Source organism: Brachybacterium hainanense, from assembly GCF_042434575.1.
In the GTDB taxonomy this organism is placed as follows: Bacteria; Actinomycetota; Actinomycetes; order Actinomycetales; family Dermabacteraceae; genus Brachybacterium; species Brachybacterium hainanense.
Genome location: NZ_JBHLSV010000023.1, coordinates 18,635 through 44,822, shown reverse-complemented (window position 1 = coordinate 44,822; position 26,188 = coordinate 18,635). Strand labels below are relative to the sequence as shown.

The window sequence follows — 26,188 nt, the reverse complement described above, 5'->3', positions numbered from 1 at the left end:
GGGCGGGGGGGATGCTCTGCGGGGGGAAGAGAGGGGGCACGTCAGCCGCGGCGCAGGACGAGGACCCCGGGTCCGTCCAGGTGCAGCGCCCCGGAGCTCTCCGGGGCGCCGTCGAGGACGGCCTGCGAGGAGGCGAGGAGAACCGCGCCCTCGGCGTCGGAGGCGGGGAGCTCGGCCCGCGAGGCGCCCCGATGGATCAGCACCAGCACCTCGCCTGCGGCAGGTGCTCGGCGGCGCAGGAGGATCGTCTCCTCGGCGAGGACCTCGCAGCGGGTATCCCGCAGCTCCGCGCCGTGCAGCGCGGGTTCCGCGCGCCGCAGCCGCAGCAGGGTCCGGTACCACTCCCGCATCCGCGCGTGCGCGCCGCGGCGAGCCTCGGCCCAGTCCAGCCGGGAGGCGCGCGCGGTGCTCTCCGCCTGCGGATCGGGGACGGCGTCGCCCCAGCCCATCCGCGAGAACTCGGCGGTGCGGCCGCGGGTCACGGCCGCGCCCAGCTCCGCCTCGTGATCGGTGAAATAGGCGAACGGCGCGCTCGCGGCGAACTCCTCGCCCTGGAACAGCATCGGGGTGAAGGGGCCCAGCAGGATCGGTGCGATCGCGGCAGCGTGCTCCCCGGGGCTCAGATGTGCATGGATCCGATCGCCCGCGGCGCGGTTGCCGACCTGATCGTGGTTCTGGAGGAACACGACGAAGGAGCGCCCGTCGTAGTGCGGGCAGGCAGGGTCGACCGGGGAGCCCCACACGGCGCCGCGGAAGGACGAGAAGGTCCCCGCATGCTCGAACACCCGTGTCAGCACACGGGCGAGCACCGGGGCGGAGCCGAAGTCCGCGTAGTAGCCCTGTCGCTCGCCGGTGATCCAGGCGTGCACGCCGTGATGGACGTCGTCGGCCCACTGCATGTCCATGCCGAGCCCGCCCGCGGCGACCGGGGTGACCGTCCCCGGATCGTTCCGGTCCGATTCGGCGATCAGCGCGAGGGGCCGGCCGAGCTCGGCGCCGAGCGCATCGCGGGCATCGGCCATCTCGGCGAGCAGGTGCCGGTCCGAGGTGTCGTGCAGCTCGTGGACGGCGTCCAGCCGCAGCCCGTCGATCCCGAAGTCCGCGCACCACTGCCGCATCGAGCCCAGCAGGAAGGCACGTACCTCCTCGCTGCCGGGCCCGTCCAGGTTCACGGCCTGCCCCCACGGGGTGTGGTGGGCGTCGGTGAAGTACGGGCCGAAGCGGGAGAGGTGGTTCCCGGCGGGCCCCAGATGGTTGTGGACCACGTCGAGCACGACGCCCAGGCCGCGGCGGTGCGCCGCGGCGACGAAGCGGGCGAGCGCGGCAGGGCCACCGTACGCGGCGTGCACGCCGTAGACCCCGACCCCGTCGTAGCCCCAGCCGCGGTCGCCCGGGAACGGGGCGAGAGGCATGAGCTCGACCGCCTCGATGCCGAGCTCCACGAGCTCGTCGAGCCGGTCGATCGCCGTGTCGAGGGTGCCCGGCCCGCCGTCCGGGGGCGGCGCGAAGGTCCCGGCATGCAGCTCGTACAGGACCGTCCCGCGCAGGTCGATCCCACCCCACGTCGGATCGTGCTCGAGCCGGGCGGGATCCACGACCACGGACTCGCCGTCCACACCGCCGTCCAGCAGCAGACCCCGCGGATCCGGGAGCCAGGGCAGCTCCTCCGTCGCCGCGGAGCCGCCCTGCACGCCGCCGTCCTGCACGCGGAAGGCATAGCGCGCTCCGGGCACAGCGCTCAGGGAGGCGAGCTCCCACCAGCCGTCGTGGCGGGACGTCATCGCGTGCACGGTCCCGTCCACGCGCACGTCCACGGCCCGGGCGCGAGGAGCCCAGACCTCGTATCGGCCGTAGTCGCGGGCCGCCGGGGCGGTGCTCATCGCTGCACTCCGTCCTCGAGGGACCAGCCCGGGGCCGCATCGTCCTCGCGCACCAGCAGCGCGACGGGGGAGTGCTCGAGCAGATCGGCGAGACGCACAGCGCCGCCCTCGACGCCGCGCCCGTGCAGCAGGTCGCGCCATCGGCCCGGCGGGAGGACGACCTGCGCCTCTCCCCAGCCGCCGCGCCGAGCGAGACCGAGGGGGAGACGCTGGGCGAGCGTGATCACCTCGGGCTCCGCGTCCCCGAACGCCCGCCCGAAGGCGATCACGTGCCCCGTCGTGGTCGGGACCGGACGGTAGGAGGCGGTGCGGCCCTGGAACAGCTCGGGACGGGCGCGGCGCAGCCGGAGGGCACGGTGGGTCAGCCAGAGCTTCTCCTCCGCGACGCCCTCCGGATGCGCTCCGCCCCGCAGCCGGGCGAGAGCGCGTGCGTGCGCGGCATGGTCGACCTCCCGGCGGTTGTCCGGGTCGACCAGGGTGAGGCTCACGACCTCGGCCCCCTGGTACACGTCAGGCACCCCTGGCATCGTCAGCTGCACGAGCTTCTGGCCCAGGATCGCGGCCCGCTGGGCAGGGGCCGTGCGCCGGGTCCAGTCGGCGAGCAGCTCCGCGACCTCCGCGGAGGCGAGGGCGGCGCGCCCCAGGGCGTGGACCTCCGCCTCGTACTCCGCATCCGGGTCGGTCCAGGTCGTGCGGACCTTCGCCTCCCGCATCGCCTTGGTCAGGTAGGTCTCCAGGCGCTCGGGAGAGAGGGCCTCCTCGCTCGCGCCCGGCAGCGGGCAGGTCGCGACGAGGGTCTGCCACAGCAGCACCTCGACCGCCGGATCGACCCGCTCCCCGCGGTCCGCCGCGGTCGCCTCCCGCAGCCGCTCCAGCAGGGTCTCCCACTCCTCCGGCAGCTCGGTCAGCGGCGCGAGGCGGGCCCGCACGTCCTCGCTGCGCTTGGTGTCGTGGGTGGACAGCGTGGTCATCGAGTCCGGGAAGGTCCGCACCATCGTCACGCAGTGCTCGTGGAGCTCTTCGACCTCCACGCCGATCCGCTCGGGATCCGCGCCCACCTCCGTCACGGGGAGGAAGCGCGGATATCGGTAGAAGGCGGTGTCCTCGAGCGCCTTGGCGTGCACGGGCCCGCAGGTCTGCGCGAAGCGGACGATGAGCTCGGCGCGGTCCGCGCTCGCCGTCCTGCCCGCGCTGCCGACCTCATCGCCGCACACGAGAGCGACGACGATGTCGAGGGCGGCGAGCACGTCCTCGTCCTCGCCGAGCTCCCGGCGGGCCCGAGCGGCGGACTCGAGGATCGCCTCCCGCTGGGCTCGGGGCGCGGGCTCGCCGGGGACGATGTACGCGCGGTAGCGGTCCATCGCGCCCAGCAGCGCGACCAGCACCCGTTGGATCACCCGGCGGGTCGTGTCCCGCAGACGGATGTCCTCCTGGCAGATGCGATGCACGAGGGCGGTGAGCCGCTCGACCTCCGCCCACAGGCTGGTGGAGATGATGAGCTCGGTCGCCTCCTGCGCGATCCGGCGGAAGGGACGCAGATCCCCGGTGGTCTGCTGCCAGGCGCGGGTCAGCCCCTGCGCACCATGCGGGTCGTGGAACAGGCCGCCCACCCGCCAGAGGGCGTCGTAGCCCGTCGTGCCCGCGCACGGCATGTCGCCGGGCAGACGCTCCTCGCCCTCGAGGATCTTCTCGATCACGGTCCACGCCCCGCCGGAGGCCGCCTCGAGATCTCGCAGGTAGCGGCGCGGATCTGCGAGCCCGTCCGGGTGGTCGATGCGGAAGCCGTCGATCACCCCCTCCTCGCGCAGGCGCAGGAGCACGGCGTGGGTCGCCTCGAAGACGACGGGGTCCTCCACGCGGACCGCGGCGAGGGTGTCCACGTCGAAGAAGCGCCGATAGTTCAGCTCGTCGTCGGCGACCTTCCAGTGGGCCAGGCGGTACCACTGATGCTCGAGCAGATCGGCGATCCCGAGGGACTCCGTGCCGCGGGCGATGGGCAGGACGTGATCGTAGTAGCGGACCACCTCCTGGGTCCGCAGGGTCCCGTCGGCCTGCGGGATGTCGGCGAGACCGGTGGTGATCTCGCCGTCGGCGAGGACCTGTCCGATGGGGCGGCCGAGGACGGGGACGAGGATCCCGCCGGTCGCGCTCGCGTCCAGGTCGAACCAGCGGGCGTGGGGCGAGGCCGGGCCGTGCTCGAGCACGTCCCACAGAGCGAGGTTGTGCCAGATCGGGGTGGGGATCGCCATGTGGTTGGGGACCACATCGACGATCAGGCCCATTCCGTGCGCGTGCACGGCGGCGGAGAGCCGCGCGAGCGCGCCGGGCCCGCCGATCTCCGCGCTGATGCGCCCGTGGTCGACCACGTCGTACCCGTGCCGGGATCCGGGCGCCGCCTGCAGGACGGGGGAGGCGAAGACGTGCCCGACCCCGAGGTCGGCCAGGTAGGGGACCAGGCGGGCGGCGTCGTCGGCCGTGAAGCCCGCGTGCAGCTGCAGCCGGTACGTGCTCGAGGGGACGATCCGGTGGGCGGGGCGCTCGGCGGGCTCAGGCATCGGTCTCCCGGACGAGGGACGGTGCATCCGCCGTGGGAGCGGATTCCTCGAGCTCGTCGTCCTCGTCGGCGGAGTAGCACTCGGAGGGGACGGGAGCGGCGGTCGGCGCGACCTGACCGGGGGAGGGCTCCGGCGAGAGCGGATCGGAGGCGCCCAGCAGACCGGTGACCCGCGTCGGGGCGCGGACCGATGCCGATGCGGGGGCGGGCTCCTCCGCGGTGCCCGGTTCCGGCAGGTCCTCGGGGCGACGCCCCAGCAGCAGCACGGAGGAGGCGGGCCGGGTGATGACCTGCCCCGGGGCGAGCACCTCGCCGATGTCGAGCTCCCGAGCGGTGCCGGAGATGACGGTCCAGGAGCTCCCGTAGCTCGCATCGGGCAGGGTGAAGTCGACCTCGTTCCCGGCGAAGTTGAACACCAGCAGAGCGGAGTCGTCCTCGATGCGGGCTCCGCGCTCATCCGGCTCGGGGATCGCCGAGCCGTTGAGGAAGACCGTCAGACACTTGTTCAGCGGGTCCGACCACTCCTGGTCGGTCATCACGGCGCCGTCGGTGCCGAGCCACACCACATCGGCCAGGCCCGACGCGGGGTCGGGACGCGCTCCGAGGAAGCGACGGCGCCGGACGACGGGGTGCGCGCGGCGGAGCTTGATCGCCGAGCGGGTGAAGGCGAGCATCTCCCGCTGGTCGGCGTCCAGGTCCCAGTGCACCCAGGACAGCTCGTTGTCCTGGCAGTAGGTGTTGTTGTTCCCCTGCTGGGTGCGCCCCATCTCGTCGCCGTGCAGGATCATCGGCACGCCCTGGCTCAGCAGCAGCGTGGCCATGAAGTTCTTCGCGCGGCGCAGGCGCAGCTCCTGGATCTCCGGATCGTCGGTGGGCCCCTCCGCCCCCGAGTTCCAGGAGCGGTTGTGGCTCTCGCCGTCCTTCCCGCCCTCCCCGTTGGCCTCGTTGTGCCGCTCGTTGTAGGACACGAGGTCGCGCAGGGTGAAGCCGTCGTGAGCGGTGACGAAGTTGATCGAGGCGATCGGGGTCCGGCCCGTGTGCTGGTAGAGGTCCGAGGACCCGGCCAGACGCGAGGAGAAGTCGCCGAGGACCCCGGGCTCGGAGCGCCCGGCATCGCGGACGGTGTCGCGATAGCGGCCGTTCCACTCCGACCACAGGGGCGGGAAGCCGCCCACCTGGTAGCCGCCCTCGCCGAGGTCCCAGGGCTCGGCGATCAGCTTGACCTGGGAGATGATCGGATCCTGCTGGATGATGTCGAAGAAGGCGGAGAGCCGGTCCACCTCGTGGAGCTCGCGTGCGAGCGTCGAGGCGAGGTCGAAGCGGAACCCGTCCACGTGCATCTCGGTCACCCAGTAGCGCAGGGAGTCCATGATCAGCTGCAGCACATGGGGAGTGCGCATCAGCAGCGAGTTCCCGGTCCCGGTGGTGTCGTAGTAGTGGGCCTTGTCGTCCTCGACGAGGCGGTAGTAGGCGGCGTTGTCGATGCCGCGGAAGGACAGGGTGGGGCCCATGTGGTTGCCCTCGGCCGTGTGGTTGTAGACCACGTCGAGGATCACCTCGATGCCGGCCGCGTGGAGGTTCTTGACCATCTGCTTGAACTCGAGGACCTGGGCGCCGGTGTCGCCGCCGTAGGCGTACTCGTTGTGCGGCGCGAAGAAGCCGATCGTGTTGTAGCCCCAGTAGTTGCGCAGCCCTCGCTCGACCAGATGCCCGTCCTGGACGAACTGGTGCACCGGCATCAGCTCGATCGCGGTCACGCCGAGGGAGGTGAGATGGTTGATGATCTCCGGCTGGCCCATCGCCACGTAGGTGCCGCGGATCGACTCGTCGATCCCGGGGTGCAGCTTCGTCAGGCCCTTGACGTGCGCCTCGTAGATGACCGTGTCGTGGTACGGATGCGCCGGCGGGTGGTCGTTGCCCCAGTCGAAGTAGGGGGACACGACCACGGAGTGCATGGTGTGCGCGGCTGAGTCCTCGGTGTTCCGGGCCGTCTGGTCCCCGAACTCGTAGGAGTAGAGGGAGGCATGGTTCGAGGCCATGCCGGCGATCGCTTTCGCGTACGGGTCCAGGAGGAGCTTGCTGGGATCGCAGCGGTGGCCCGCGGCCGGGTCATACGGGCCGTGGACGCGGTAGCCGTAGCGCTGCCCCGGCTGGATCGCGGGCAGGTGCACGTGCCACACGTGGGCGTCCACCTCCGTCACCTCGACGCGGCGCTCGCTGCCGTCCTCCTCGAGGAGGCACAGCTCGACGCGCTCGGCGACTTCGGAGAACAGAGCGAAGTTCGTCCCGCTGCCCGTGTACGTGGCACCGAGCGGATACGGGTGTCCCGGCCAGATCTGCATGGGCACAGGGTAGCGGCATGGTGCTCCGGCACGCGCATGGAGCCGCCTCGACCCGGGCCCAGGGCGTCGCAGCTCGCATTCGCGCCGCCCGGCGGCCGTCGGCGCGGGCGGCGCCGCCCGGATCGTCCTGCCCCGAGACCGCATCATCGGCATCCGCCTCGGCCTCGTGAGCGCCCGGGCCCGTGTGCTGGACGACGGGCCGCGGACGCGAAGAGCCCCGGACCATGGTCCGGGGCTCCGCTCGTGGGCGATACTGGGATCGAACCAGTGACCTCTTCCGTGTCAGGGAAGCGCGCTACCGCTGCGCCAATCGCCCGTGGGGACGGGATGGAGGTGGGTACGGGATTCGAACCCGTGTACACGGCTTTGCAGGCCGTTGCCTCGCCTCTCGGCCAACCCACCAGGGGTCCTGCAGCCATGACGAGCACGGCAGCATCAGACGAAACGGCGCTCCCGGGCTTCCGGGGGCGCCGTTCGCTGGAGCGGACGACGGGACTCGAACCCGCGACCCTCACCTTGGCAAGGTGATGCTCTACCAACTGAGCCACGTCCGCGTATCAGCCACCTGCTCGCTGACAAGGGAAGACATTACGCGGGGAGCGCCCTCACCGCAAACCGGCGACACCGTCCCGTGCGGCAGGTCACTGCCGGGGCTGCCCGGTCCGGCTGCGGGCCCTCGCTCCCTGCTCGAGAACCGGATTCGGATCGGGGTTGCGGGGCGCGGCCCGCGGGTGTGCGGGGTGCGTTCTAGCGCATCGACCGCGGATCGCCGACCTCCGCCACGGGTGGCCCACCCCACAGCTCGTCGGTTCGAATCTGCCCGGGACCTCGTGTAAAGTAATCCGAGTCGCCAGCACGGCGGCACCGGCGCGGAGAGCTGAGCTCGAAGCCTCGGGCGATTGGCGTAGTGGTAGCGCGCTTCCTTCACACGGAAGAGGTCACTGGTTCGATCCCAGTATCGCCCACGGCAGGTATCCTCTGGATCCTGCAATGCGGACGTGGCTCAGTTGGTAGAGCATCACCTTGCCAAGGTGAGGGTCGCGGGTTCGAGTCCCGTCGTCCGCTCCCGTCCTCGGGGATCTCCGGATCCGCGAGGGGCATCCTCAGGATGCGCACGGGCGATTGGCGCAGCGGTAGCGCGCTTCCCTGACACGGAAGAGGTCACTGGTTCGATCCCAGTATCGCCCACTCCCCGAGAACCCCCGGCAATGCCGGGGGTTCTCGTGCTTCCGGAGAGGTCGCCGTGCCGACCCCTGCGCGGAGCCGCGACGTCGCGATGCTCCGGCACCGCGTGCGTTCCGCGCGGCCCGCGCTGCCGACGGCTGTTCGAGCGCATGTGCGTCCTGCTGGAGGGATGGGGGCGGCGTGATCCGCTCAGCGTCTCCGGCGCGCTGTCGAACGTCGTCGTCCCGCTCACGCGTGCCGTCGGGCTCGCCCTCGTGGTCTCCCGACTGCGCCCCGCATCGTGCATCATCCTCGTGCGGCGGCCCCGGAGCGAGCGCCCCGGGGTCCACGGGGCTGGCCCTTCCTGCTGGCCGGCTTCGGCATCGTCACCGCGCTCGGCGTCATCCACGTCATCGCCGGGCCCGTCGCCCAGGACCGGCTCGACCTCGATGCCGGCACGGCGGGAGACCTCACCGGCGCTGCGGGAGCGCTGATCTCCTCCGGAGGCCGAGCATGTCGGTGCCGCGCCGCCCGTGCTCGAGCCCCATCGCCGGATCGTCGGCCTCCGCGACCGCGTGCGGATCGCCGCCGCCTGGCATCGGAGCGGCCTCCGAGCTGTCCGTCGGATCCCGGACGCTCCGGACCTGCGTGCCGAGCTCCCCTGTCGCGAGATGGCGACGCAGTATGGTCACCCTGAGACGCGGGCGCGACAGCCGTGCGACGGGGCACGGCTAGCGTCGAGGTCAGGACGCGGCGCCGCCGCGGGACACAGATCGAGGAGACCGCCATGACCGCCATCGACCCAGCTCGCCTCCGGGCACGACATCTCATGGCCGGCGCCCTCCTCGTGGGCGCGCTGTCGCTGACCGGCTGCCAGGTCGGCACCGGGGACATCGGCCCCGACGGGAAGAGCCCCACCGGAACCTCCGCGCCCTCCAGCGCCTCCGACGGCGGTGCCGACGCTCCGTCCGAGGACGCGGTCGTCGACGAGGACGCCGCTGGTACGGGCGTCGACCTCACCGCGGTGGGCGAGCCCGTCGCCAGCGCCGAGGTCCCCGCGGTCGTCGAGGGGGACCCGGCGGCGACGATGACCGTCTCCCTGCACGGACTGCGGCGCGAGGGCAAGACCCTGGTGGCCACCTACTCCTTCACCGTGCACAGCGAGACGTCCGACACGGAGGAATGGATCTATGACTACCTGGGCGCTCAAGGGTGGCATCCGTACGCGATCGACACCGTGAACCTGAACAAGCACGAGGTGCTCGGAGGCGGTGAGGCGCAGACCGACTACCAGGGTGCGAAGTTCCGTCCCGGCCAGACGCTCTACGCCTATGCCTCCTTCGCGGCACCGCCGGAGGACGTCACCACGATGGACGTCCTGCTCGTGGACGGTGCGCCTCTGGCGAGCGGGGTGCCGATCTCATGAGGCGCGTCACCGCATACGCCGCCCTCGGCCTCGCCCTCCTCGTGGTGCCGGCAGGCGCCGCCCTCGCGGACGACGACGTGATCCCGCTGGATCCGAGCATCACCGCGCTGGATCCGAGCATCACCCCGCTCGAGACGGTCACCACCGAGGACTCCCGCACCGAGATCGCGCTCTCCTCCGACATCCTGTTCGACGTCGGCTCCGCGGAGCTCGACGCCCCCGCCTCGGCGAGGATCGGCGAGCTCGTGGCCGAGATCCCGCGGGGCGCCGAGGTCGCCGTGGACGGCCACACCGACTCCATCCCCTACGCGCGCGGCAACCAGGTCCTCTCCGAGGAGCGCGCCCAGGCCGTGGCCGATGCCATCGCCGCCGCCCGCCCGGACCTCCGGCTGACCGTGACCGGCTACGGCGACACCCGACCCGTCGCCGATGAGGAGGTCGATGGCCAGGACGACCCCGCGGGCCGAGCCCAGAACCGCCGCGTCGAGATCCGCTACGACGGATGAGGCCCCAGACGGCTCCGCCGAGCCCGGAGCGGCCCCGGGTCCTGCTGGTGGACGACGACGCGACGATCCGCGAGCACCTGCCGCCGGTTCTCGAGCGCAGCGGCCTGCGCATCGACGTCGCATCCGACGGCGCGGAGGGGCTGCGGAGCATCGAGCGGTCCCTCCCCGACCTGGTGATCCTCGACGTCATGATGCCCGTGCTGGACGGGCGGGAGGCGCTGCGGAGGATCCGCGCGGACCATGACTGGCTGCCCGTCATCCTGCTGACCCAGGTGGGGGAGAGCTTCGAGCGGGCGGCAGCCCTGGACGAGGGGGCCGATGACTACCTCAACAAGCCCTTCGACCCCCATGAGCTGCTCGCGCGGATCCGGGCGGTGCTGCGCCGCACCGCCCGCGGGACCGCTCCGCTGAGCGCGGCCGGTGCGCTGCGGGCAGGAGCCCTGCGCATCGACCGCCCGGCACGCCGCGTCTTCCTGGCGGGCACCGAGGCGCAGCTGACCCCGCGGGCCTTCGCGCTGCTGGAGTTCCTCATGGCCCATCCCGACGAGCTCTTCCCGCGCGAGCGCCTGCTGCAGACGGTCTGGGGCTTCGACGCGATCGTCACCACTCGCGCGGTGGACCATCGCATCGCGGAGATCCGTCGGGTGCTCGGGGACGATGCGGCCGCGCCGACGTACCTGGAGACCGTGCCCGGAGCGGGCTACCGCTTCGTGCACCCGGTGGAGCGCGCATGAGCCGCCATCGGCCCCGTGCGCTCCCGGGGCTGCTGGTCGCGGCGCCGCTGCTGCTCGGGGGCGCGGTCAGCCTGGCCTGGTGGGCCAGCGGCGGGGGAGGAGCCGTCTACCTCATCACCGATCTCGCCTGGATCCCGCTCGGCGCCGGCGCGGCGCTCGCGCTGCTGGCCATCCCGGGGGTGCTGGGCTGGCGGGCCGCGCGGCGGCGGGCGGAGGACGAGCACCGCGAGCACCTGCGCGAGCACGGCGAGCCCCGACGGCGCCTGCTCTCGCGGCTGGACCACGAGCTGAAGAATCCCCTGCAGGGGATCCGCGCCGCGCTGGCCGATGAGCCCTCCGACCGCCAGCGTGCGAGCATCGATGCGCAGTCCCGGCGCCTGGTGAGCCTGCTGGGGGACCTGCGCAAGATCGGCGAGGTCGAGCACACCGTGCTGGAGCTGGCGGAGGTCGACCCGAGCGCCCTCGCCGAGGAGGCCGCCGCCGCGATCCAGGAGATGCCCGGAGCGTCCGAGCGACGCATATCCCTCGCCCTGCCCCGGGCGCCGAGGCCGCTGCCACGCATCCCCGGCGACGAGGACCTGTTGTTCCTGGTGCTCGTCAACGCTCTGTCCAACGCGGTGAAGTACTCGCGCCCCGGGGACGCCGTCGAGGTCCGCGGTCGGGAGGAGGAAGCCCAGGTGATCCTCGAGATCGCCGACACCGGACAGGGCATCGCCCCTGACGAGCTCCCACTGGTGTGGGAGGAGCTGGGCCGGGGCAGCGCCGCCCGCGGCATCGAGGGCTCCGGGCTGGGGCTTCCGCTGGTCCGTGCGATCGTGGAGCGGCACGGCGGGAGCGTCTCCCTGGAGTCCTGGCTCGGCGAGGGGTCCACGCTCACCCTGCGGCTGCCGAGGACCGCACCGCGTCCCTGAGGAGGGGCCGCGGGGCGGGGCGGTGCCGTCGGATCTCCACGCGCAGGAGCCCCGGACCGCATGCCGGTCCGGGGCTCCTGCGGATGCGGGAGGATCAGATCTGCGAGCCTCGGCCCTCCCCGTCGGCGTCCTGCGGCGCATCGGGCGCAGCGCCCTCCGCCGCGAGATCGGCGATGGGGGCCGACTCATGGCGGCTGGCGTCCGCGGGCGCGACCTCGATCACCGCCTCGACGGTGCGCAGCTCGAAGGGCTCGCCGTCGTGCCGCTCGATCGCCGAGTCCACGGAATCCTCGAGCACATGGCGCGCCAGCCGGTTGCGGATCATCAGCGGGTCGCGGGAGAGGTCCTTCCACAGGGCCACGCACAGCAGCAGCATGACCAGGACGAACGGCACCGAGGAGACGATCGTGATGTTCTGCAGCCCGTTGAGCGCCGACTTCGGGTCGTCGCCGCCGGCCACCAGCATGATCGCGGCGACCGCGCCGGTCGCCACGCCCCAGAAGATGACGGAGCGCTTGGAGGGGTCCTCGGCGCCGTGCTCGGACAGGCCGCCCATCACGATCGAGGCGGAGTCCGCGCCGGTGACGAAGAAGATCGCGACCAGGATGACCGTGACGATCATGAGGATCACGGCGATGACCGGGCCGACGGGCAGCTTCTCGAGGGTCTGGAACAGAATCAGGTCGCTGTTGATGTCGGGGACGCCGTCCACGAGACGGGCGAGCATCGCGCCCTGGTCCTGCGCCTTCTCGGCCCGCTCCTGAAGACCGATCGCGCCGCCGCCGAAGATCGAGAACCACAGCAGCGAGATGACCGAGGGGACCAGGAGCACGCCGACGACGAACTGGCGGATCGTGCGGCCGCGCGAGATGCGGCCGATGAACAGGCCCACGAAGGGCGACCAGGAGACCCACCACGCCCAGTAGAAGACGGTGTACGTGCTCATCCACTCGGCGAGCGACTCATCGCCCGAGACCGAGGTGCGGGAGGCCATCTGCGGCAGATCCGCGACGAAGCCGCCCACCGCGTTCGGGATGACGTTGAGGATGAACAGCGTCGGTCCGCCGATGAACATGATGATCGCGAGGATCACGGCGAGCACCATGTTGATGTTCGAGAGCCACTGGATGCCCCGCTCGATGCCGGAGACGGCAGAGGCGACGAAGGCGGCGGTCAGCACCGCGATGATGAGGATCAGCACAGCGGATCCCGAGCCCGAGATGATGCCGCTCGAGCGGAGCCCGCCGCCGATCTGCAGGGCTCCGAGCCCCAGCGAGCAGGCGGAGCCGAACAGGGTCGCCAGGATCGCGAGGATGTTGATGACGCGGCCGCCGGCGCTGCGGGAGACCTTCTCGCCGAAGATCGAGGCGAACATGTTCGAGAACAGCTGCGAGCGTCCCAGACGGAACGTCCCGTAGGCCATGCCCAGGCCCACGATCGCGTACATGGCCCACGGGTAGAGCGTCCAGTGGAACAGCGCCGTGCCCATGGCGGTCGTGAGCGCCTCCGGGGTGGAGCCCTCGACGGTCCCGGGCGGGGGCGACATGTAGAAGTAGAGAGGCTCGGCGACGCCGTTGAAGATGAGGCCGATGCCCATCCCGGTCGCGAACATCATCGAGATCCAGGAGGCGGTCCGGAACTGGGGCTGCTCCCCGTCCCGGCCGAGCGGGATCCGACCGAACCGGCTGAACGCTACGACCAGGACGAAGAGGGTGAAGACCGTCGCCGCGATCACGAAGACCCAGCTGAAGTTCGTCATCACGGCTCCGAGGGCGCTCTCCGCCACCCGGCCGAGCGAGCTGGAGGAGATGACCCCCCACAGGATGAAGCCCAGGGCGAGCGCTCCGGCGCTGCCGAAGACGACCCAGTCCGTCCCGTTCTCCGCCTTCTTCTTGCGCCGGCGGGGCATGGCGCTCTTCAGATCGTCGAGCAGCTCACGAGTGGTCTGCGAATTCTGACTCATGGGGATGTCGCCGCCCCGGCGCTCCAGCGTCTGTCATCTGCGCACCCGTGGGCGGTCTCCTTCCTTGGGTTCGGGATGTCAAGCCCTCGCACCCTAGCGCAGTTCGCGACGCCCTCCCAGATCGGCTCCTGCACCGGAGGTGCCGGTCACGTCAATCCCCTTGTCGCGTGAGGTGCCTCCCATAAGGGCTGACTTCGGGCCTCGGAACTGGCATTCGTGCCCGCGCGCGAGGTCAGGCGTATCCGTCGTCGTGATCCGGAGTCCTGGAACAGAGGTGCGTCGTCGGACAGCGATTCCGTGCAGCGCGCCAACTCAGGATCCTGCTGCAGGAGCAGGGCCGTGGCAAGCAGACGCTGGCGTTCTGCCGATGTCGGTGACCGCGAGCAGAGCAGTCGCAAGGGGAGCGCCGGTGGTGCGTTCAGGGAGGACGAGAACCCGCAGCCGTCCAGGTGGAGGCAGGTTTCGATGCGCAGGTTGCAGTCGCCGCATATGAGCCCCCGCACGAGGCCGGACACGTGATCGTGGTCGACCACATGGGCGTCGCTGAGGCGGCAGGCCTGGCATGTGTGCCCGAACCGTGCGAGGAGACGGAATGCGATCCCCCGCAGACGTGAGGAGCTGCGGAGGTCGGCACGAGGCCAACGCTCGGCCCCACCGCACCGCAGGGAACGGGGGACGGTCCATGGGCAGCACAGCCCGCCCGCGCGCGACGGGTCCAGATGGACGTCCCCGCACTGCGGTTGCTCGCAGCGGGCTACTGCGCCCGTCGATGCGCAGGTGAGCTCAAGACCGTCAGGCTGCGAGAGGATGCCGTCTCCGCAGCAGGGGACGTCGCGCGTCGGGCTCGCATCGTCGACAGCGATCAGATGCCAAAGCCCGTCGGAACCGAGCGCCGCGCCCCGACTCCTGCCCCGCGGCATTCCGGCACACGGGAATGAAGACTGCCGCAGCTCCAGACGGCGCTCGGGAGCAACGGCGAGATATCGGACCAGGGTGAGTCGGCGAGCTGGCGGGAGGTCCTCCCAGCGGCCTGCCGGGACGGCGTTCGGCGGCACGGTGAGATCGACGCCCCAGGCATCGCGGGGCGAATCGGACGGGACGGGGAACGCGACCATGTGCCGAGGCAGCCAGAGCGGACCGACATGTGCGGCGTGAGCGGTTCGGCACACCGCTCCCGAGGCGGAGCCGACAGGTGGTTGTTCTCGCGAGGGTGCAATTCCCCGAGGAAGAGCGAGGCCGGTCACGGGATGCTCATGGCGTTGACCAGTGGGGGCTCGGTCTCGCTCGGCCGCGTCTCCACGTCTCATGCGCCTGCACTCTCGCGGCGGATCGGATGGGGGCCGTGCGTCGGGGCTGCGTGGAGCAGTGCGTAGGCCCGGACGACGGGGCTCTGGACCCTCGCTAGGATTGTCCGCGGAGCCGGCATCGTCGGCCGGCTCGCCCCGATACCTAGGAGACATCTCGTGGCCCAGATCGCCATCACCCTCGATTCCCGTCCGCAGCAGATCGAGGAGGGCACCACCGGCACCACGATCTTCGAAGGGCGCAAGGAGATCGTCGCCCTGCGCGTGGACGGGGAGCTGAAGGACCTCAGCACGGTGCTCGAGCAGGGCTGGGACGTCGAGGGCGTCGAGATCACCAGCCCGGACGGGCTCTCGATCCTGCGCCATTCGACCGCTCACGTCCTCGCGCAGGCGGTGCAGGCGATCAACCCCGAGGCGAAGCTCGGCATCGGCCCGCCCATCACCGACGGCTTCTACTACGACTTCGACGTCCAGACCCCCTTCACCCCGGAGGACCTCCAGGAGATCGAGAAGCGGATGGGGCGCATCGTCAAGGAGGGCCAGGCCTTCGTGCGGCGCGAGATCAGCGACGACGCCGCTCGTGAGGAGGAGGCCGGCGAGCCCTACAAGCTCGAGCTCATCGGTCTCAAGTCGACGGCCGCCGAGGCCGGCGAGGGCGCGAGCGTCGAGGTCGGCGCGGGCGGCCTGTCGATGTACGACAACGTGCGTCGCGGGGGAGAGGTCGTGTGGACCGACCTCTGCCGCGGCCCGCACCTGCCCTCGACCCGGCTGATCGGCAACGGCTTCGCCCTCACCCGCAGCGCCGCGGCCTACTGGCGCGGCAGCGAGAAGAACCCGATGCTGCAGCGCATCTACGGCACCGCCTGGGCCACCAAGGAGGACCTGCGAGCCCATCAGGCGCGCCTGGCGGAGGCCGAGCGCCGTGACCATCGCCGTCTCGGCGCGGAGCTGGACCTGTTCTCCTTCCCGGACGAGATCGGCTCGGGCCTGCCCGTGTTCCACCCCAAGGGCGCCATGATCCGGATGGAGATGGAGGACTACTCGCGCCGCCGCCACGTCGAGTCCGGCTACTCCTTCGTCACCACCCCGCACATCACCAAGAAGAACCTCTTCGAGACCTCGAAGCACCTCGAGTGGTACGCGGACGGCATGTACCCGCCCATGCACATGGACGAGGAGGTGGATGCGGACGGCAATGTCACCAAGCAGGGCCAGGACTACTACCTCAAGCCCATGAACTGCCCGATGCACAACCTCGTCTACCGCTCCCGCGGGCGCTCGTACCGCGACCTGCCGCTGCGCCTGTTCGAGTTCGGCAGCGTCTACCGCTACGAGAAGTCCGGGGTGGTGCACGGCCTGACCCGTGCCCGTGGCTTCACCCAGGACGACGCCCACATCTACACCACCCGCGAGCAGATGAAGGAGGAGCTGGCGAGCCTGCTCACCTTCGTGCTGGACCTGCTGCGCGACTACGGGCTCGACGACTTCTACCTCGAGCTGTCCACCCGCGACCCCGAGAAGTCCGTGGGCGACGACGCGACCTGGGAGGAGGCGACCCGCACCCTCGAGGAGGTCGCCACCGCCTCGGGCCTGGATCTCGTGCCCGATCCGGGCGGCGCGGCCTTCTACGGCCCGAAGATCTCGGTGCAGGCGAAGGACGCGATCGGCCGGACCTGGCAGCTGTCGACCATCCAACTCGACTTCTTCGAGCCGGAGCTCTTCGAGCTCGAGTACACCGCCCCCGACGGCTCCCGCCAGCGCCCGGTGATGATCCACCGCGCCCTGTTCGGCTCGATCGAGCGCTTCTTCGGCGTGCTGCTCGAGCACTATGCCGGCGCCTTCCCCGTGTGGCTCGCCCCCGTCCAGGTCGTGGGGATCCCGGTGGCCGCGGAATACGTGCCCTACCTCGAGGAGGTCGCCGCGAAGCTCCGTGCCCGCGGCGTGCGCGTCGAGGTCGACTCCTCCGACGACCGGATGCAGAAGAAGATCCGCACCCACACCAAGGAGAAGGTCCCCTATCTGCTCATCGCCGGCGGCGAGGACCAGGAGAAGGGCGCCGTGTCCTTCCGGCTGCGCGACGGCAGCCAGGACAACGGCATCCCCGTGGACGAGGCCGTGGAGCGGATCGTCGCCGCGATCCGGGACAAGGCCCAGGTGTGAGCGCCGCCGCGGGAGCCGCGGAGCCGGCGCCGGCGGATGACGCGATCCCCCTCGAGGACCCGCGCTCCTTCGCCGGGGTCGACGACGGGTACGAGCGGCTCTGGACCCCGCACCGGATGGCGTACATCTCCGGCGAGGCGAAGCCGAACGATCCCGATGACGCCGCCCAGTGCCCGTTCTGCGTCGCCCCCTCGAGGGGTGATGAGGACGCGCTCATCGTGCACCGCGGAGAGAGCGCGTACGTGCTGCTCAACCTCTTCCCGTACAACACCGGGCACCTGCTGGTGTGCCCCCATCGGCACGTCGCCGACTACACGGACCTCACCGAGCAGGAGCTGCTCGAGGTCGCGGAGCTGACCCGCACCGCCATGCAGGTGGTGCGGGAGGTCTCCGCCCCGGCCGGATTCAACCTGGGGATGAACCAGGGCGAGGTCGCCGGGGCGGGGATCGCCGCGCATCTGCATCAGCACGTCGTGCCCCGCTGGCAGGGGGATGCCAACTTCCTGCCGATCATCGGCCGCACGAAGGCGCTGCCGATCCTGCTGGCCGACACGCGCCGCGCTCTCGCCGAGGCGTGGCCCGCCGCCCGCTGATCGGCCCGTTGCTACCATGACCGGGCCGCTTCGGCCGAGAACCGCGGAGGAACCCATGGCGACCAGCACCTTCGGGAGGTACGAGTACGACGTGCCCCGCCCGGATCCGCGGGGCCCCGCGCGCCTCGGCGCCGGGGCGGAGGGGCCCGCCGGGAAGCGCGGGAAGTGGCTGCCGCGGATCGTCTGGTCCCTCGCGATCCTGCTGCTGATCGGCGTCTTCATCGCGGTCTACTTCTTCACCATCCGGCCCCTCGGATTCGGCACGTCCCTCGTCGCCCTGACCGCGGCCCTCGTCCCCGTCGCGATCGTGTTCCTCGCGGTCTGGTGGATCGACCGGTACACCCCGCAGCCCCGCATCACGCTGGTCTACGCCTTCATCTGGGGGGCGGCGGGATCGGTGGGGCTGACCTTCGTCATCGGCGGCGCCTTCACCTACCTGATCACCCCGGAGGACGCGCAGGAGATGACCTCGCAGTTCCTGGGCGCCGTGATCCAGGCGCCGGTGGTCGAGGAGTCCATGAAGTCCGCGGGGCTGATCGCGCTGCTGTGCTGGGGCAGGCGGTTCATCGGCGGGCCGATCGACGGGCTCGTGTACGCGGCGCTCATCGCCGGCGGTTTCGCCTTCACCGAGAACATCCTCTACTTCGGCCGGTCCTTCCACGAGGCGCAGGCGGCCGGGGAGTCCACCGTCTTCTGGCAGACGTTCATGCTGCGCGGTCTGCTCTCGCCCTTCGCCCACGTCTGCTTCACAGCCCTGTGCGGGCTGGGCCTCGGCATCGCGGCGGAACGGCGCTCGCTCATGCTCTACTTCGGGCTCGGGATCGGCGGACTCAGCCTGGGCATGTGCCTGCACGCCCTGTGGAACGGCTCGACCTTCTTCCTCGAGGTCGATCCGGAGGCGCCGATGCGCAGCTTCTTCCAGTACTACGTGACCGTCCAGGTGCCGATCTTCCTGGTGCTGCTCGCCATGGTCGTCTGGCTGCGCCTGCGCGAGCATCGGATCCTGCGCCGGCAGCTGTCCGCGTACGGCCGGGCCGGCTGGTTCGCCCCCTCCGAGGTCGAGATGCTCATCTCGCTGCGCCGACGCCGCGCCGCGGAGAAGTGGGCCGCCCAGCACGGGACCGTCGCCCGCACCGCGATGCGCGACCTGATCCTCGCCGCGGTCGAGCTGGGGATGGACCGGCACGGCGTGCTGCACGGCGCGCCCACGGCGAAGACCCGCCTCCGCGAGCGGCAGCTGCTCGAGCGGATCACCGCGGACCGGCGCCTCATCGGCGCCCTCTCACGGCCCGTCGTCCGCCTCCCGGACGCCGCGGCCTGAGCGCAGGCGGGCCGGCGGACTCCGGCACCGTACAATGGTCCGGCACTGAAGGACGCAGCGATCTTCCGAGGAGACACATGTCGGGTCACTCCAAATGGGCGACGACCAAGCACAAGAAGGCCGCCATCGATGCCAAGCGCGGCAAGCTCTTCGCCAAGCTGATCAAGAACATCGAAGTGGCGGCCCGGACGGGCGGCGCCGACCCCTCCGGCAACCCGACCCTCTTCGACGCGATCCAGAAGGCCAAGAAGACGTCGGTCCCCAACGACAACATCGACCGCGCCGTCAAGCGCGGCGGCGGCCTCGACGGCGGCGGGGTCGACTACACGACCCTCATGTACGAGGGCTACGCCCCCGGCGGGGTCGCCGTCCTCGTGGAGTGCCTGACCGACAACAAGAACCGCGCCGTCTCCGAGGTCCGCCTCGCCTTCTCCCGCAACGGCGGGAACATGGCGGACTCCGGCTCGGTCTCCTACATGTTCACCCGCAAGGGCGTCGTCTCCCTGCCCAAGGGCGAGCACACCGAGGACGACCTCCTCGAGGTGGTCCTCGACGCCGGGGCCGAGGAGATCAACGACGAGGGCGAGACCTTCGAGATCGTCTCCGAGGCCTCCGATGTGGTCGCCGTGCGCACGGCGCTGCAGGAGGCGGGCATCGACTACGACAGCGCCGAGGCGCAGTTCGTGCCGAACATCCGCACCGAGGTCGACCTCGACGGCGCGCACAAGGTGCTGCGCCTGATCGACGCGCTCGAGGACAGCGACGACGTGCAGAACGTCTACACGAACCTCGACATCCCCGAGGACGTCGCGGCGCAGCTCGCCGACGACGAATGAGCCTCCGGTCCCAGGTCGGCCCCGCGGCGCGCAGGCTCGCATGAGCCTGCGCGTCCTGGGGATCGATCCGGGCCTGACCCGCTGCGGCTACGGCGTTCTGGACGCCGGTCGCGGCCGGGACGCGAGCCTGGTGGACGTCGGCGTCGTGCGCAGCTCGCCGGAGGACACCATCGACCTCCGGCTCCTGGCGATCTCCCGGGGGATCGAGGCGAAGATCGAGGAGCACGCCCCCGACGTCGTCGCGATCGAGCGGGTCTTCAGCCAGAACAACATCTCGACCGTGATGGGGACCGCCCAGGTCTCCGGGGTCGCGATCCTGCTGGCCGCGCAGCGGGGGATCCGCATCGCGATGCACACCCCCTCCGAGGTCAAGGCCGCCGTCACCGGAAGCGGCCGGGCGGACAAGAAGCAGATCCAGAACGTGCTGGTCAAGATCCTGCGTCTGCCCGAGGCCCCGAAGCCTGCCGATGCCGCCGATGCGATCGCGATCGCGCTCACCCAGATCTGGCGGGGTCCCGGGCCCGTGCGCCTGGACGCCACCGGCGGCGCGCGCACGAGCGCGCAGGCCCGCTGGGCCGAGGCCGAGCGGGCCGCCCGACGCGCCAGCGAATCCTCCACCTCCCGCTTCTGATCGAACGCATGTTCTAGGCTGGTGCCGTGATCTCCACTCTCACCGGCCAGGTCCGCCATATCGGCCTGGACTCCCTCGTCCTCGAGGTCCAGGGCATCGGCTACCTGGTCCACACGACCGCGCAGGCTCTCGCGACGACCCGTCACGGGGCGGAGCTGACGCTCCACACCGAGCTCGTCGTGCGCGAGGACTCGCTGACCCTGTTCGGCTTCCCCCAGCGCGAGGAGGCGGACGTGTTCCGCGTCGTGCAGACCGTCTCCGGGGTGGGGCCGCGCACCGCCCTCGCGGTGCTCACCGTGATGGCGCCGGACGACCTGCGCCGGGCGATCGCGATGGAGGACACGAAGGCGATCACCCGCACCCCCGGCATCGGACCCAAGGGGGCGCAGCGCATGATCCTCGAGCTCAGGGACAAGCTGTCCCTCCCGCAGAGCGCCGCCGCGCAGACCCCCGAGCAGGCACCGACGCCGACGGCGGGCGCGCTGCGGGGTCCGCAGGCGGATGTGGTCGCCGCGCTCGTGGGCCTCGGCTGGGCGGAGAAGGCCGCCGTCGCCGCGGTCGAGGACGCCGCCGCCGACGGCGAGCACGACTCCGCCGTCCTGCTGCGCACGGCGCTGCGCGCCCTCGGGAGCACGCGATGAACCCGCGGGGACCGGAGGAGGCGACGGACCCCGAGGAGGACGCAGCCCCCTCCCTCGGCGGCGGCTCCGTCACGAGCGCGGAGTCCGGTGCGCTCGAGCGGGCCGCGGAGGCCGCCCTGCGTCCTCGCCGCCTCGACGAGTTCGTCGGGCAGCAGGTCGTGCGCGAGCAGCTCTCGCTGGTCCTCGACGCCGCCACCGGTCGCGGGCGTCCCCCCGAGCACGTGCTCCTGTCCGGACCTCCCGGACTCGGCAAGACGACGCTCGCCATGATCATCGCTGGAGAGCTGAACGCCCCGCTGCGCATCACCTCCGGCCCTGCGATCCAGCACGCCGGGGACCTCGCCGCCATCCTGTCCTCCCTCGAGGAGGGGGAGGTGCTGTTCATCGACGAGGTGCATCGTCTGGCCCGGCCCGCGGAGGAGATGCTCTACATCGCGATGGAGGACTTCCGCGTCGACGTGGTCGTGGGCAAGGGGGTGGGGGCGACCTCCATCCCCCTCGAGCTGCCGCCCTTCACCGCCGTGGGCGCGACCACGCGCGCCGGGCTGCTGCCGGCACCGCTGCGCGACCGCTTCGGGTTCGTGGGCCACCTGGACTACTACCGCCCGGCCGAGCTGCACGAGGTCGTCGCGCGCTCTGCGGTCCGTCTCGGCGTCCCCCTCGCGAGCGAGGCGGCCGCGGAGATCGCCGGACGCTCCCGCGGGACGCCCCGCATCGCGAACCGCCTGCTGCGCCGCGTCCGCGATTGGGCGCAGGTCCGCGGCAGCGGGCAGCTCGACCTCGCCGCCGCCCGGGCCGCGCTCGAGGTCTACGAGGTCGACGAGAGCGGGCTGGACCGGCTGGATCGGGGTGTGCTCCAGGCGCTGTGCACCCGTTTCGGCGGAGGCCCGGTGGGGCTGTCGACCCTCGCGGTCTCCGTGGGGGAGGAGACCGAGACGGTGGAGACGATGGTCGAGCCCTACCTCGTGCGCGAGGGGTTCCTCACGCGCACGCCCCGCGGGCGCATGGCGACCTCGCTCGCCTGGGAGCATCTGGGGCTCGCGGAGCCGGACCCCGTCCGCGGGGCGACCGCTCCGCTGGGGCGCTTCTGACCAGCTGAGGCGCCGTGGCGACCGCCCGGGACCGGGCTCGGGCCGACGGGACGGGGCGCGGATTCCGCGGCACGGTCCCGATCCCGCCCAGCCGGGCGACGGTAGAGTGGGCCCGCGTACGTGCCCGAGCGGCGGCAGGACCGCCGTCGCTCCCCTCGAAAGGACACCTGTGGACCCGATTTTCATGCTTCTGGTCATCTTCGCCGTGATGATGATCCCGATGCTGCTCATGAGCAAGAAGCAGCGCAAGGCGCAGCGTGAGCAGCAGGAGCGCGTGGCCGCCCTCGGCGTCGGCGACGAGGTCCGCACCCACTCCGGGTTCTACGGGCTGATCGTCGAGGCCGACGACGAGATCGTGATCCTCGAGACCGAGTCCGGCGCTCAGACGAAGTGGGCCCGCGCCGCGATCGCCATGGCCGTCGAGCCGACCGACGAGACGCCCGAGGACTCCGACGACGATCCCGAGGACGGGCCGTCCGCCTCGGGGGACTTCCTGAACAGCACGCCCTCGAACGACCGCTGATCACGGCGCCCCGCCGCCCTTCCCCTCGCCCGTGACCCGAAGGATCGAACCCGTATGCCCGCTCGTCGAATAGCGCTGCTCGCGCTCGCCGTGATCATGCTGGTCCTCGCAGGAGGCATCGGCGCCGGCGTGGGCAAGTGGGGATGGAATCCCGCGCCGAAGCTCGCCCTCGACCTCGAGGGAGGCACTCAGGTCATCCTCCAGGCGACGGCGATCGACGGCGGGGCGATCAGCGGCGAGCAGATGGACCAGGCCCGCCAGATCATCTCCCAGCGCGTCAACGCCATGGGCGTCGGCGAGACCGAGATCGGTGTGCAGGGCGGCACGAACATCGTCGTGGACGTGCCCGGGACCATGGATCAGGCGACCTCGGACGCTCTGCGGCAGACCGCTGCCATGTCCTTCCGCCCGGTCATCGCCTCCGGCCCGCCCGAGGGGCAGAGCGCGGCCTCCGACGGCGGCGGAGCCTCCGATGCCGGCGGCGCCTCCGACGCCGGGGGAGAGGAGACGGCGGGCGGGACGACCTCCGAGGGAGAGGAGGTCGATCCCTCGCAGTCGACCTTCCAGGGGATCGTCTCCCAGGACCCCGCGAACGCTCCGGCCTCCGCGGACGGCTCTGCCGCTCCCTGGTCCATGGAGCAGGCCACGCCCGAGATGCAGGAGAAGTTCATCGCCGCGGACTGCACGGATCCGCGAGCCCAGCAGGAGATCGCGGCGGACGTCCCGGCCGACGAGCCCGTGATCGTCTGCGACGAGGCCGGCACCGCGAAGTTCCTGCTCGGCCCCGAGGTCGTGCCGGGCTCCGCCATCGCCTCCGCGACCGTGGGCAGCGACGTCAACGGCGCCGGACAGCCCAACGGCTTCTACGCCGTGAACATGAGCTTCGATCAGGAGCACGCCCAGGCCTTCTCGACCATGAGCGCGGCCCTCTACAACGGCGAAGGGGCCACCGACTCCTTCGCGATCGTGCTGGACAACCAGGTCGTCTCCTACCCGCGGGTCGAGGCGCCGTCCCCGGACGGCACCGCGACCATCACCGGACAGTTCGACCAGGAGACCGCGAGCACCCTCGCGAGCCAGCTCAAGTTCGGCGCGCTCCCGCTCGAGTTCGACGTGCTCTCCGAGCAGCAGATCTCCTCGACCCTCGGCTCCGACCAGCTCGTCAAGGGACTCATCGCCGGGCTCATCGGTCTGCTGCTGGTGATCGCCTACGCCTTCGCGCAGTACCGCGTGCTCGCCATCGTCACGACGGCCTCGCTCGTGGTGATGGGCGCTCTGGCCTACGGCACGCTGACCGTGCTCTCGAACATCCCCGACATCGGGTACCGGCTCTCGCTCGCGGGCGTCGTGGGCCTGATCGTGTCGATCGCCTTCACCGCGGACTCCTTCATCGTCTACTTCGAGAGGGTCCGCGACGAGATCCGGGACGGACGCGGCATCGTCAGCGCCGTGGACCGCGGCTGGGACCGCGCCCGCCGGACGATCCTCGCCTCCGACACCGTCAACATCATCGCGGCCGTCGTGCTGTACGTGCTGTCCACCGGCGGCGTGCGCGGCTTCGCCTTCACCCTGGGGCTGGCCACCCTCCTCGACATCATGGTGGTGTTCCTGTTCACCCACCCGCTGTTGCAGTCCCTCGTGCGCACCCGCTTCTTCGGCAAGGGGCACCCCTGGAGCGGCCTCGATCCCGCCGCCCTCGGACGCGACCTCCCGGCCTATGCCGGACGCGGTCGGATCCGCGGCGTCGAGGAGCGCAGGGCACGGTCCGGACGCCGCGGCGGAGCTGGGGCCGAGGAGCCCGTCCGCGAGAGCCTCGCCGCCCGTAAGGCGCGCGCGGCGCGGGAGGCGCGCGAGGGGCTCGGTGCGTCGGAGGGCTCACCCGGCGGCGCAGGGTCCGCAGGGGAGCGGATGGACGCCGCGGCGACGACCGAGGCCCCGCAGCAGACGAAGGAGGACGACCGATGACCGCCGTGTTCGCCCAGTTCGGCAACGACCTCCACGACGGCCGCCGCGCGCTGCCCATCGTCCGGCGCAGGCGCACCTGGTACCTGATCGGCGCCTCGCTGATCATCCTGCTCGGGGTGATCGCCGGACTGCGCGGGCCGAACCTCGGCATCGAGTTCACGGGCGGCTCCGAGTTCCAGATCGCCCAGGTCGCGGATCCGGACCAGGCGATCGCCCGCGACGTCGTGCGCGAGGTGGTCCCCGACAACGAGCCGAAGATCACGGTGCTGGGCTCTGACACCCTGCGGGTGCAGACCAGCGAGCTGAGCAGCGACCAGACGACGCAGCTGGCGGCCGACCTCGCCAGCGCCTACGGCGTGAGCGCCCAGGACGTCTCGAGCTCGTTCATCGGACCCGTCTGGGGCTCGGACGTGACCGTCAAGATGCTCCGCGGGGTGGTCGTGTTCCTCGCCCTCACCGCCACGGTGATGGCGCTGTACTTCCGCAACCTCCGCGCCTCGATCGCCGCGATGATCGCGCTGCTGCACGACATGCTGCTCACCGCGGCGGTGTACGGCGTCGTGGGCTTCGAGATCACCCCGGCGACCGTCATCGGCTTTCTCACGATCCTGGGCTATTCCCTGTACGACACGATCGTCGTCTTCGACAAGGTCCGCGAGAACGCGGAAGGCCTCCTGGACCAGCGCGAGAGGACCTTCGCCGAGGCCGTCGAGCTGGCCGCCAACCAGACCCTGGTCCGCTCGATCAACACCTCCGTGGTCGCCCTCCTGCCGGTCGGCTCGATCCTCGCGATCGGTGCGTTCGTGCTGGGGGCCGGCACCCTCAAGGACATCTCGCTCGCCCTGTTCGTCGGGATCCTCGCCGGCACCTACTCCTCGATCTTCCTCGCGCCGGGCCTGCTGGTCGACCTCCGCAACCGCGAGCGCGAGATCGTCCGGCACAACCGTCTGGTGGAGGACCATCGCGCGGGCCGCCCCGCGGACGTCCCCGGCGACGTCGACGACACCCCCGACAGCCCCTCCCGCGCCCCTCGACGGCGCACCGCACGGAACCAGGCAGGCGCATGAGCATCCAGACCCTCGCCCCGGAGGCGCTCGACGCCCTCATGAGCTCCCACATCGCGGAGTACCCCGACTTCCCCGAGCCGGGGATCCTGTTCCGCGACATCACGCCCCTGCTGCGGGACGCGGACGCCCTGCGCACCGTCATCCGGCATTGGGCGAGCGTGGTGCCCGCGGACGTCGAGGTGATCATCGGCACCGAGGCGCGCGGCTTCGTCCTCGGGGCGCCGCTCGCCTACGAACTGGGCGTCGGCTTCGTGCCCGTGCGGAAGGCGGGGAAGCTTCCCGGGACGCCGCGCAGCCGCACCTACGACCTCGAGTACGGCACCGCGACGATCGAGATCGCCGAAGGAGCCCTCGCACCGGGCGTCCGCACCCTCGTGGTCGACGACCTCCTCGCCACGGGAGGCACCGCGGCCGCGACCGTCGCCCTGGCCCGAGAGCTCGGCGCCGACGTCCTCGGAGCGCATTTCCTCATCGAGCTGAGCGGCCTGGCGGGCCGCGAGAGGCTCGGGGACCTGCCGGTGACGGCCCTGTGGTCCATCGACGACGAGGCGTCCCCCGCATCCTGATCCGACGCGT

The 26,188-nt window shown here is 71.4% G+C and carries 20 protein-coding genes and 6 tRNA genes; 18 read left to right on the top strand and 8 right to left on the bottom strand.

What is annotated here, in order from left to right:
• Positions 1-41: 41 nt before the first annotated feature.
• The 6 genes from treZ to ACFFF6_RS15695 all read right to left on the bottom strand — a co-directional run bounded on the left by treZ (position 42) and on the right by ACFFF6_RS15695 (position 7,330).
• A complete protein-coding gene (treZ, locus tag ACFFF6_RS15720) occupies positions 42-1,880 on the bottom strand; it encodes a malto-oligosyltrehalose trehalohydrolase (RefSeq protein ID WP_376982425.1) in 1,839 nt (612 codons plus the stop codon).
• Positions 1,877-4,435, bottom strand: coding sequence for a malto-oligosyltrehalose synthase (treY, locus tag ACFFF6_RS15715; protein ID WP_376982422.1), 2,559 nt, complete (start codon positions 4,433-4,435; stop codon positions 1,877-1,879). Before treY ends, treZ begins: the two co-directional genes overlap by 4 nt.
• Complete coding sequence (gene glgX, locus ACFFF6_RS15710) at positions 4,428-6,776, bottom strand: glycogen debranching protein GlgX (protein WP_376982420.1); 2,349 nt, start codon at positions 6,774-6,776, stop codon at positions 4,428-4,430. The genes treY and glgX overlap by 8 nt, the downstream gene beginning before the upstream one ends.
• 244 nt (positions 6,777-7,020) lie before the next feature.
• Positions 7,021-7,092, bottom strand: a tRNA-Val gene (locus ACFFF6_RS15705).
• 12 nt (positions 7,093-7,104) lie between these two features.
• A tRNA-Cys gene (locus ACFFF6_RS15700) sits at positions 7,105-7,178 on the bottom strand.
• Positions 7,179-7,254: 76 nt separating this feature from the next.
• Positions 7,255-7,330: transfer RNA gene (locus ACFFF6_RS15695), tRNA-Gly, on the bottom strand.
• Between the two features lie 339 nt (positions 7,331-7,669).
• Between ACFFF6_RS15695 and ACFFF6_RS15690 the strand changes: the two genes are divergently transcribed.
• The 7 genes from ACFFF6_RS15690 to ACFFF6_RS15660 all read left to right on the top strand — a co-directional run bounded on the left by ACFFF6_RS15690 (position 7,670) and on the right by ACFFF6_RS15660 (position 11,517).
• A tRNA-Val gene (locus ACFFF6_RS15690) sits at positions 7,670-7,741 on the top strand.
• 27 nt (positions 7,742-7,768) lie between these two features.
• Positions 7,769-7,841: transfer RNA gene (locus ACFFF6_RS15685), tRNA-Gly, on the top strand.
• A 51-nt stretch (positions 7,842-7,892) separates the two neighbouring features.
• Positions 7,893-7,964, top strand: a tRNA-Val gene (locus tag ACFFF6_RS15680).
• A 763-nt stretch (positions 7,965-8,727) separates the two neighbouring features.
• On the top strand, positions 8,728-9,366 hold the full coding sequence (locus ACFFF6_RS15675; protein WP_376982418.1) for a hypothetical protein: 639 nt from the start codon (positions 8,728-8,730) through the stop codon (positions 9,364-9,366).
• Complete coding sequence (locus ACFFF6_RS15670; RefSeq protein ID WP_376982416.1) at positions 9,363-9,872, top strand: OmpA/MotB family protein; 510 nt, start codon at positions 9,363-9,365, stop codon at positions 9,870-9,872. Before ACFFF6_RS15675 ends, ACFFF6_RS15670 begins: the two co-directional genes overlap by 4 nt.
• Positions 9,869-10,606: a response regulator transcription factor gene (locus tag ACFFF6_RS15665; protein WP_376982414.1), complete on the top strand. Its 738-nt coding sequence runs from the start codon at positions 9,869-9,871 to the stop codon at positions 10,604-10,606. The genes ACFFF6_RS15670 and ACFFF6_RS15665 overlap by 4 nt, the downstream gene beginning before the upstream one ends.
• Positions 10,603-11,517 (top strand): sensor histidine kinase, encoded by a 915-nt coding sequence (locus tag ACFFF6_RS15660; protein WP_376982411.1) that lies wholly within the window; start codon positions 10,603-10,605, stop codon positions 11,515-11,517. The genes ACFFF6_RS15665 and ACFFF6_RS15660 overlap by 4 nt, the downstream gene beginning before the upstream one ends.
• A gap of 94 nt (positions 11,518-11,611) precedes the next feature.
• On the opposite strand, the gene ACFFF6_RS15655 is transcribed toward ACFFF6_RS15660, so the two are convergent.
• Together ACFFF6_RS15655 and ACFFF6_RS15650 are read right to left on the bottom strand one after the other, a co-directional pair.
• Entirely contained in the window at positions 11,612-13,480 is a 1,869-nt protein-coding gene (locus ACFFF6_RS15655; protein WP_376982409.1) for a BCCT family transporter, read from the bottom strand.
• Positions 13,481-13,626: 146 nt separating this feature from the next.
• Entirely contained in the window at positions 13,627-14,400 is a 774-nt protein-coding gene (locus ACFFF6_RS15650; RefSeq protein WP_376982458.1) for an endonuclease domain-containing protein, read from the bottom strand.
• 543 nt (positions 14,401-14,943) lie between these two features.
• Here ACFFF6_RS15650 and thrS point away from each other — a divergent pair.
• From thrS to ACFFF6_RS15595, 11 genes are all read left to right on the top strand, one after another.
• Positions 14,944-16,944, top strand: coding sequence for a threonine--tRNA ligase (gene thrS / locus ACFFF6_RS15645; RefSeq protein ID WP_376982407.1), 2,001 nt, complete (start codon positions 14,944-14,946; stop codon positions 16,942-16,944).
• Entirely contained in the window at positions 16,941-17,537 is a 597-nt protein-coding gene (locus tag ACFFF6_RS15640) for an HIT family protein (protein WP_376982405.1), read from the top strand. The genes thrS and ACFFF6_RS15640 overlap by 4 nt, the downstream gene beginning before the upstream one ends.
• Before the next feature lie 55 nt (positions 17,538-17,592).
• Positions 17,593-18,858 (top strand): PrsW family intramembrane metalloprotease, encoded by a 1,266-nt coding sequence (locus ACFFF6_RS15635; RefSeq protein ID WP_376982403.1) that lies wholly within the window; start codon positions 17,593-17,595, stop codon positions 18,856-18,858.
• Positions 18,859-18,935: 77 nt separating this feature from the next.
• Entirely contained in the window at positions 18,936-19,694 is a 759-nt protein-coding gene (locus ACFFF6_RS15630; protein ID WP_376982401.1) for a YebC/PmpR family DNA-binding transcriptional regulator, read from the top strand.
• A gap of 40 nt (positions 19,695-19,734) precedes the next feature.
• Positions 19,735-20,325: a crossover junction endodeoxyribonuclease RuvC gene (gene ruvC, locus ACFFF6_RS15625; protein WP_376982399.1), complete on the top strand. Its 591-nt coding sequence runs from the start codon at positions 19,735-19,737 to the stop codon at positions 20,323-20,325.
• 26 nt (positions 20,326-20,351) lie between these two features.
• Positions 20,352-20,966 carry a Holliday junction branch migration protein RuvA gene (gene ruvA / locus ACFFF6_RS15620; protein WP_376982396.1) on the top strand — a complete coding sequence of 205 codons (615 nt, stop codon included), beginning with the start codon at positions 20,352-20,354 and terminating at the stop codon, positions 20,964-20,966.
• Positions 20,963-22,057 carry a Holliday junction branch migration DNA helicase RuvB gene (ruvB, locus tag ACFFF6_RS15615; RefSeq protein WP_376982394.1) on the top strand — a complete coding sequence of 365 codons (1,095 nt, stop codon included), beginning with the start codon at positions 20,963-20,965 and terminating at the stop codon, positions 22,055-22,057. The genes ruvA and ruvB overlap by 4 nt, the downstream gene beginning before the upstream one ends.
• 169 nt (positions 22,058-22,226) lie before the next feature.
• Positions 22,227-22,580 (top strand): preprotein translocase subunit YajC, encoded by a 354-nt coding sequence (yajC, locus tag ACFFF6_RS15610; protein WP_376982392.1) that lies wholly within the window; start codon positions 22,227-22,229, stop codon positions 22,578-22,580.
• Between the two features lie 54 nt (positions 22,581-22,634).
• Positions 22,635-24,545: a protein translocase subunit SecD gene (gene secD, locus ACFFF6_RS15605; protein WP_376982390.1), complete on the top strand. Its 1,911-nt coding sequence runs from the start codon at positions 22,635-22,637 to the stop codon at positions 24,543-24,545.
• Entirely contained in the window at positions 24,542-25,612 is a 1,071-nt protein-coding gene (gene secF / locus ACFFF6_RS15600; RefSeq protein ID WP_376982388.1) for a protein translocase subunit SecF, read from the top strand. Before secD ends, secF begins: the two co-directional genes overlap by 4 nt.
• Positions 25,609-26,178 (top strand): adenine phosphoribosyltransferase, encoded by a 570-nt coding sequence (locus tag ACFFF6_RS15595; RefSeq protein ID WP_376982386.1) that lies wholly within the window; start codon positions 25,609-25,611, stop codon positions 26,176-26,178. The genes secF and ACFFF6_RS15595 overlap by 4 nt, the downstream gene beginning before the upstream one ends.
• Positions 26,179-26,188 lie beyond the last annotated feature (10 nt).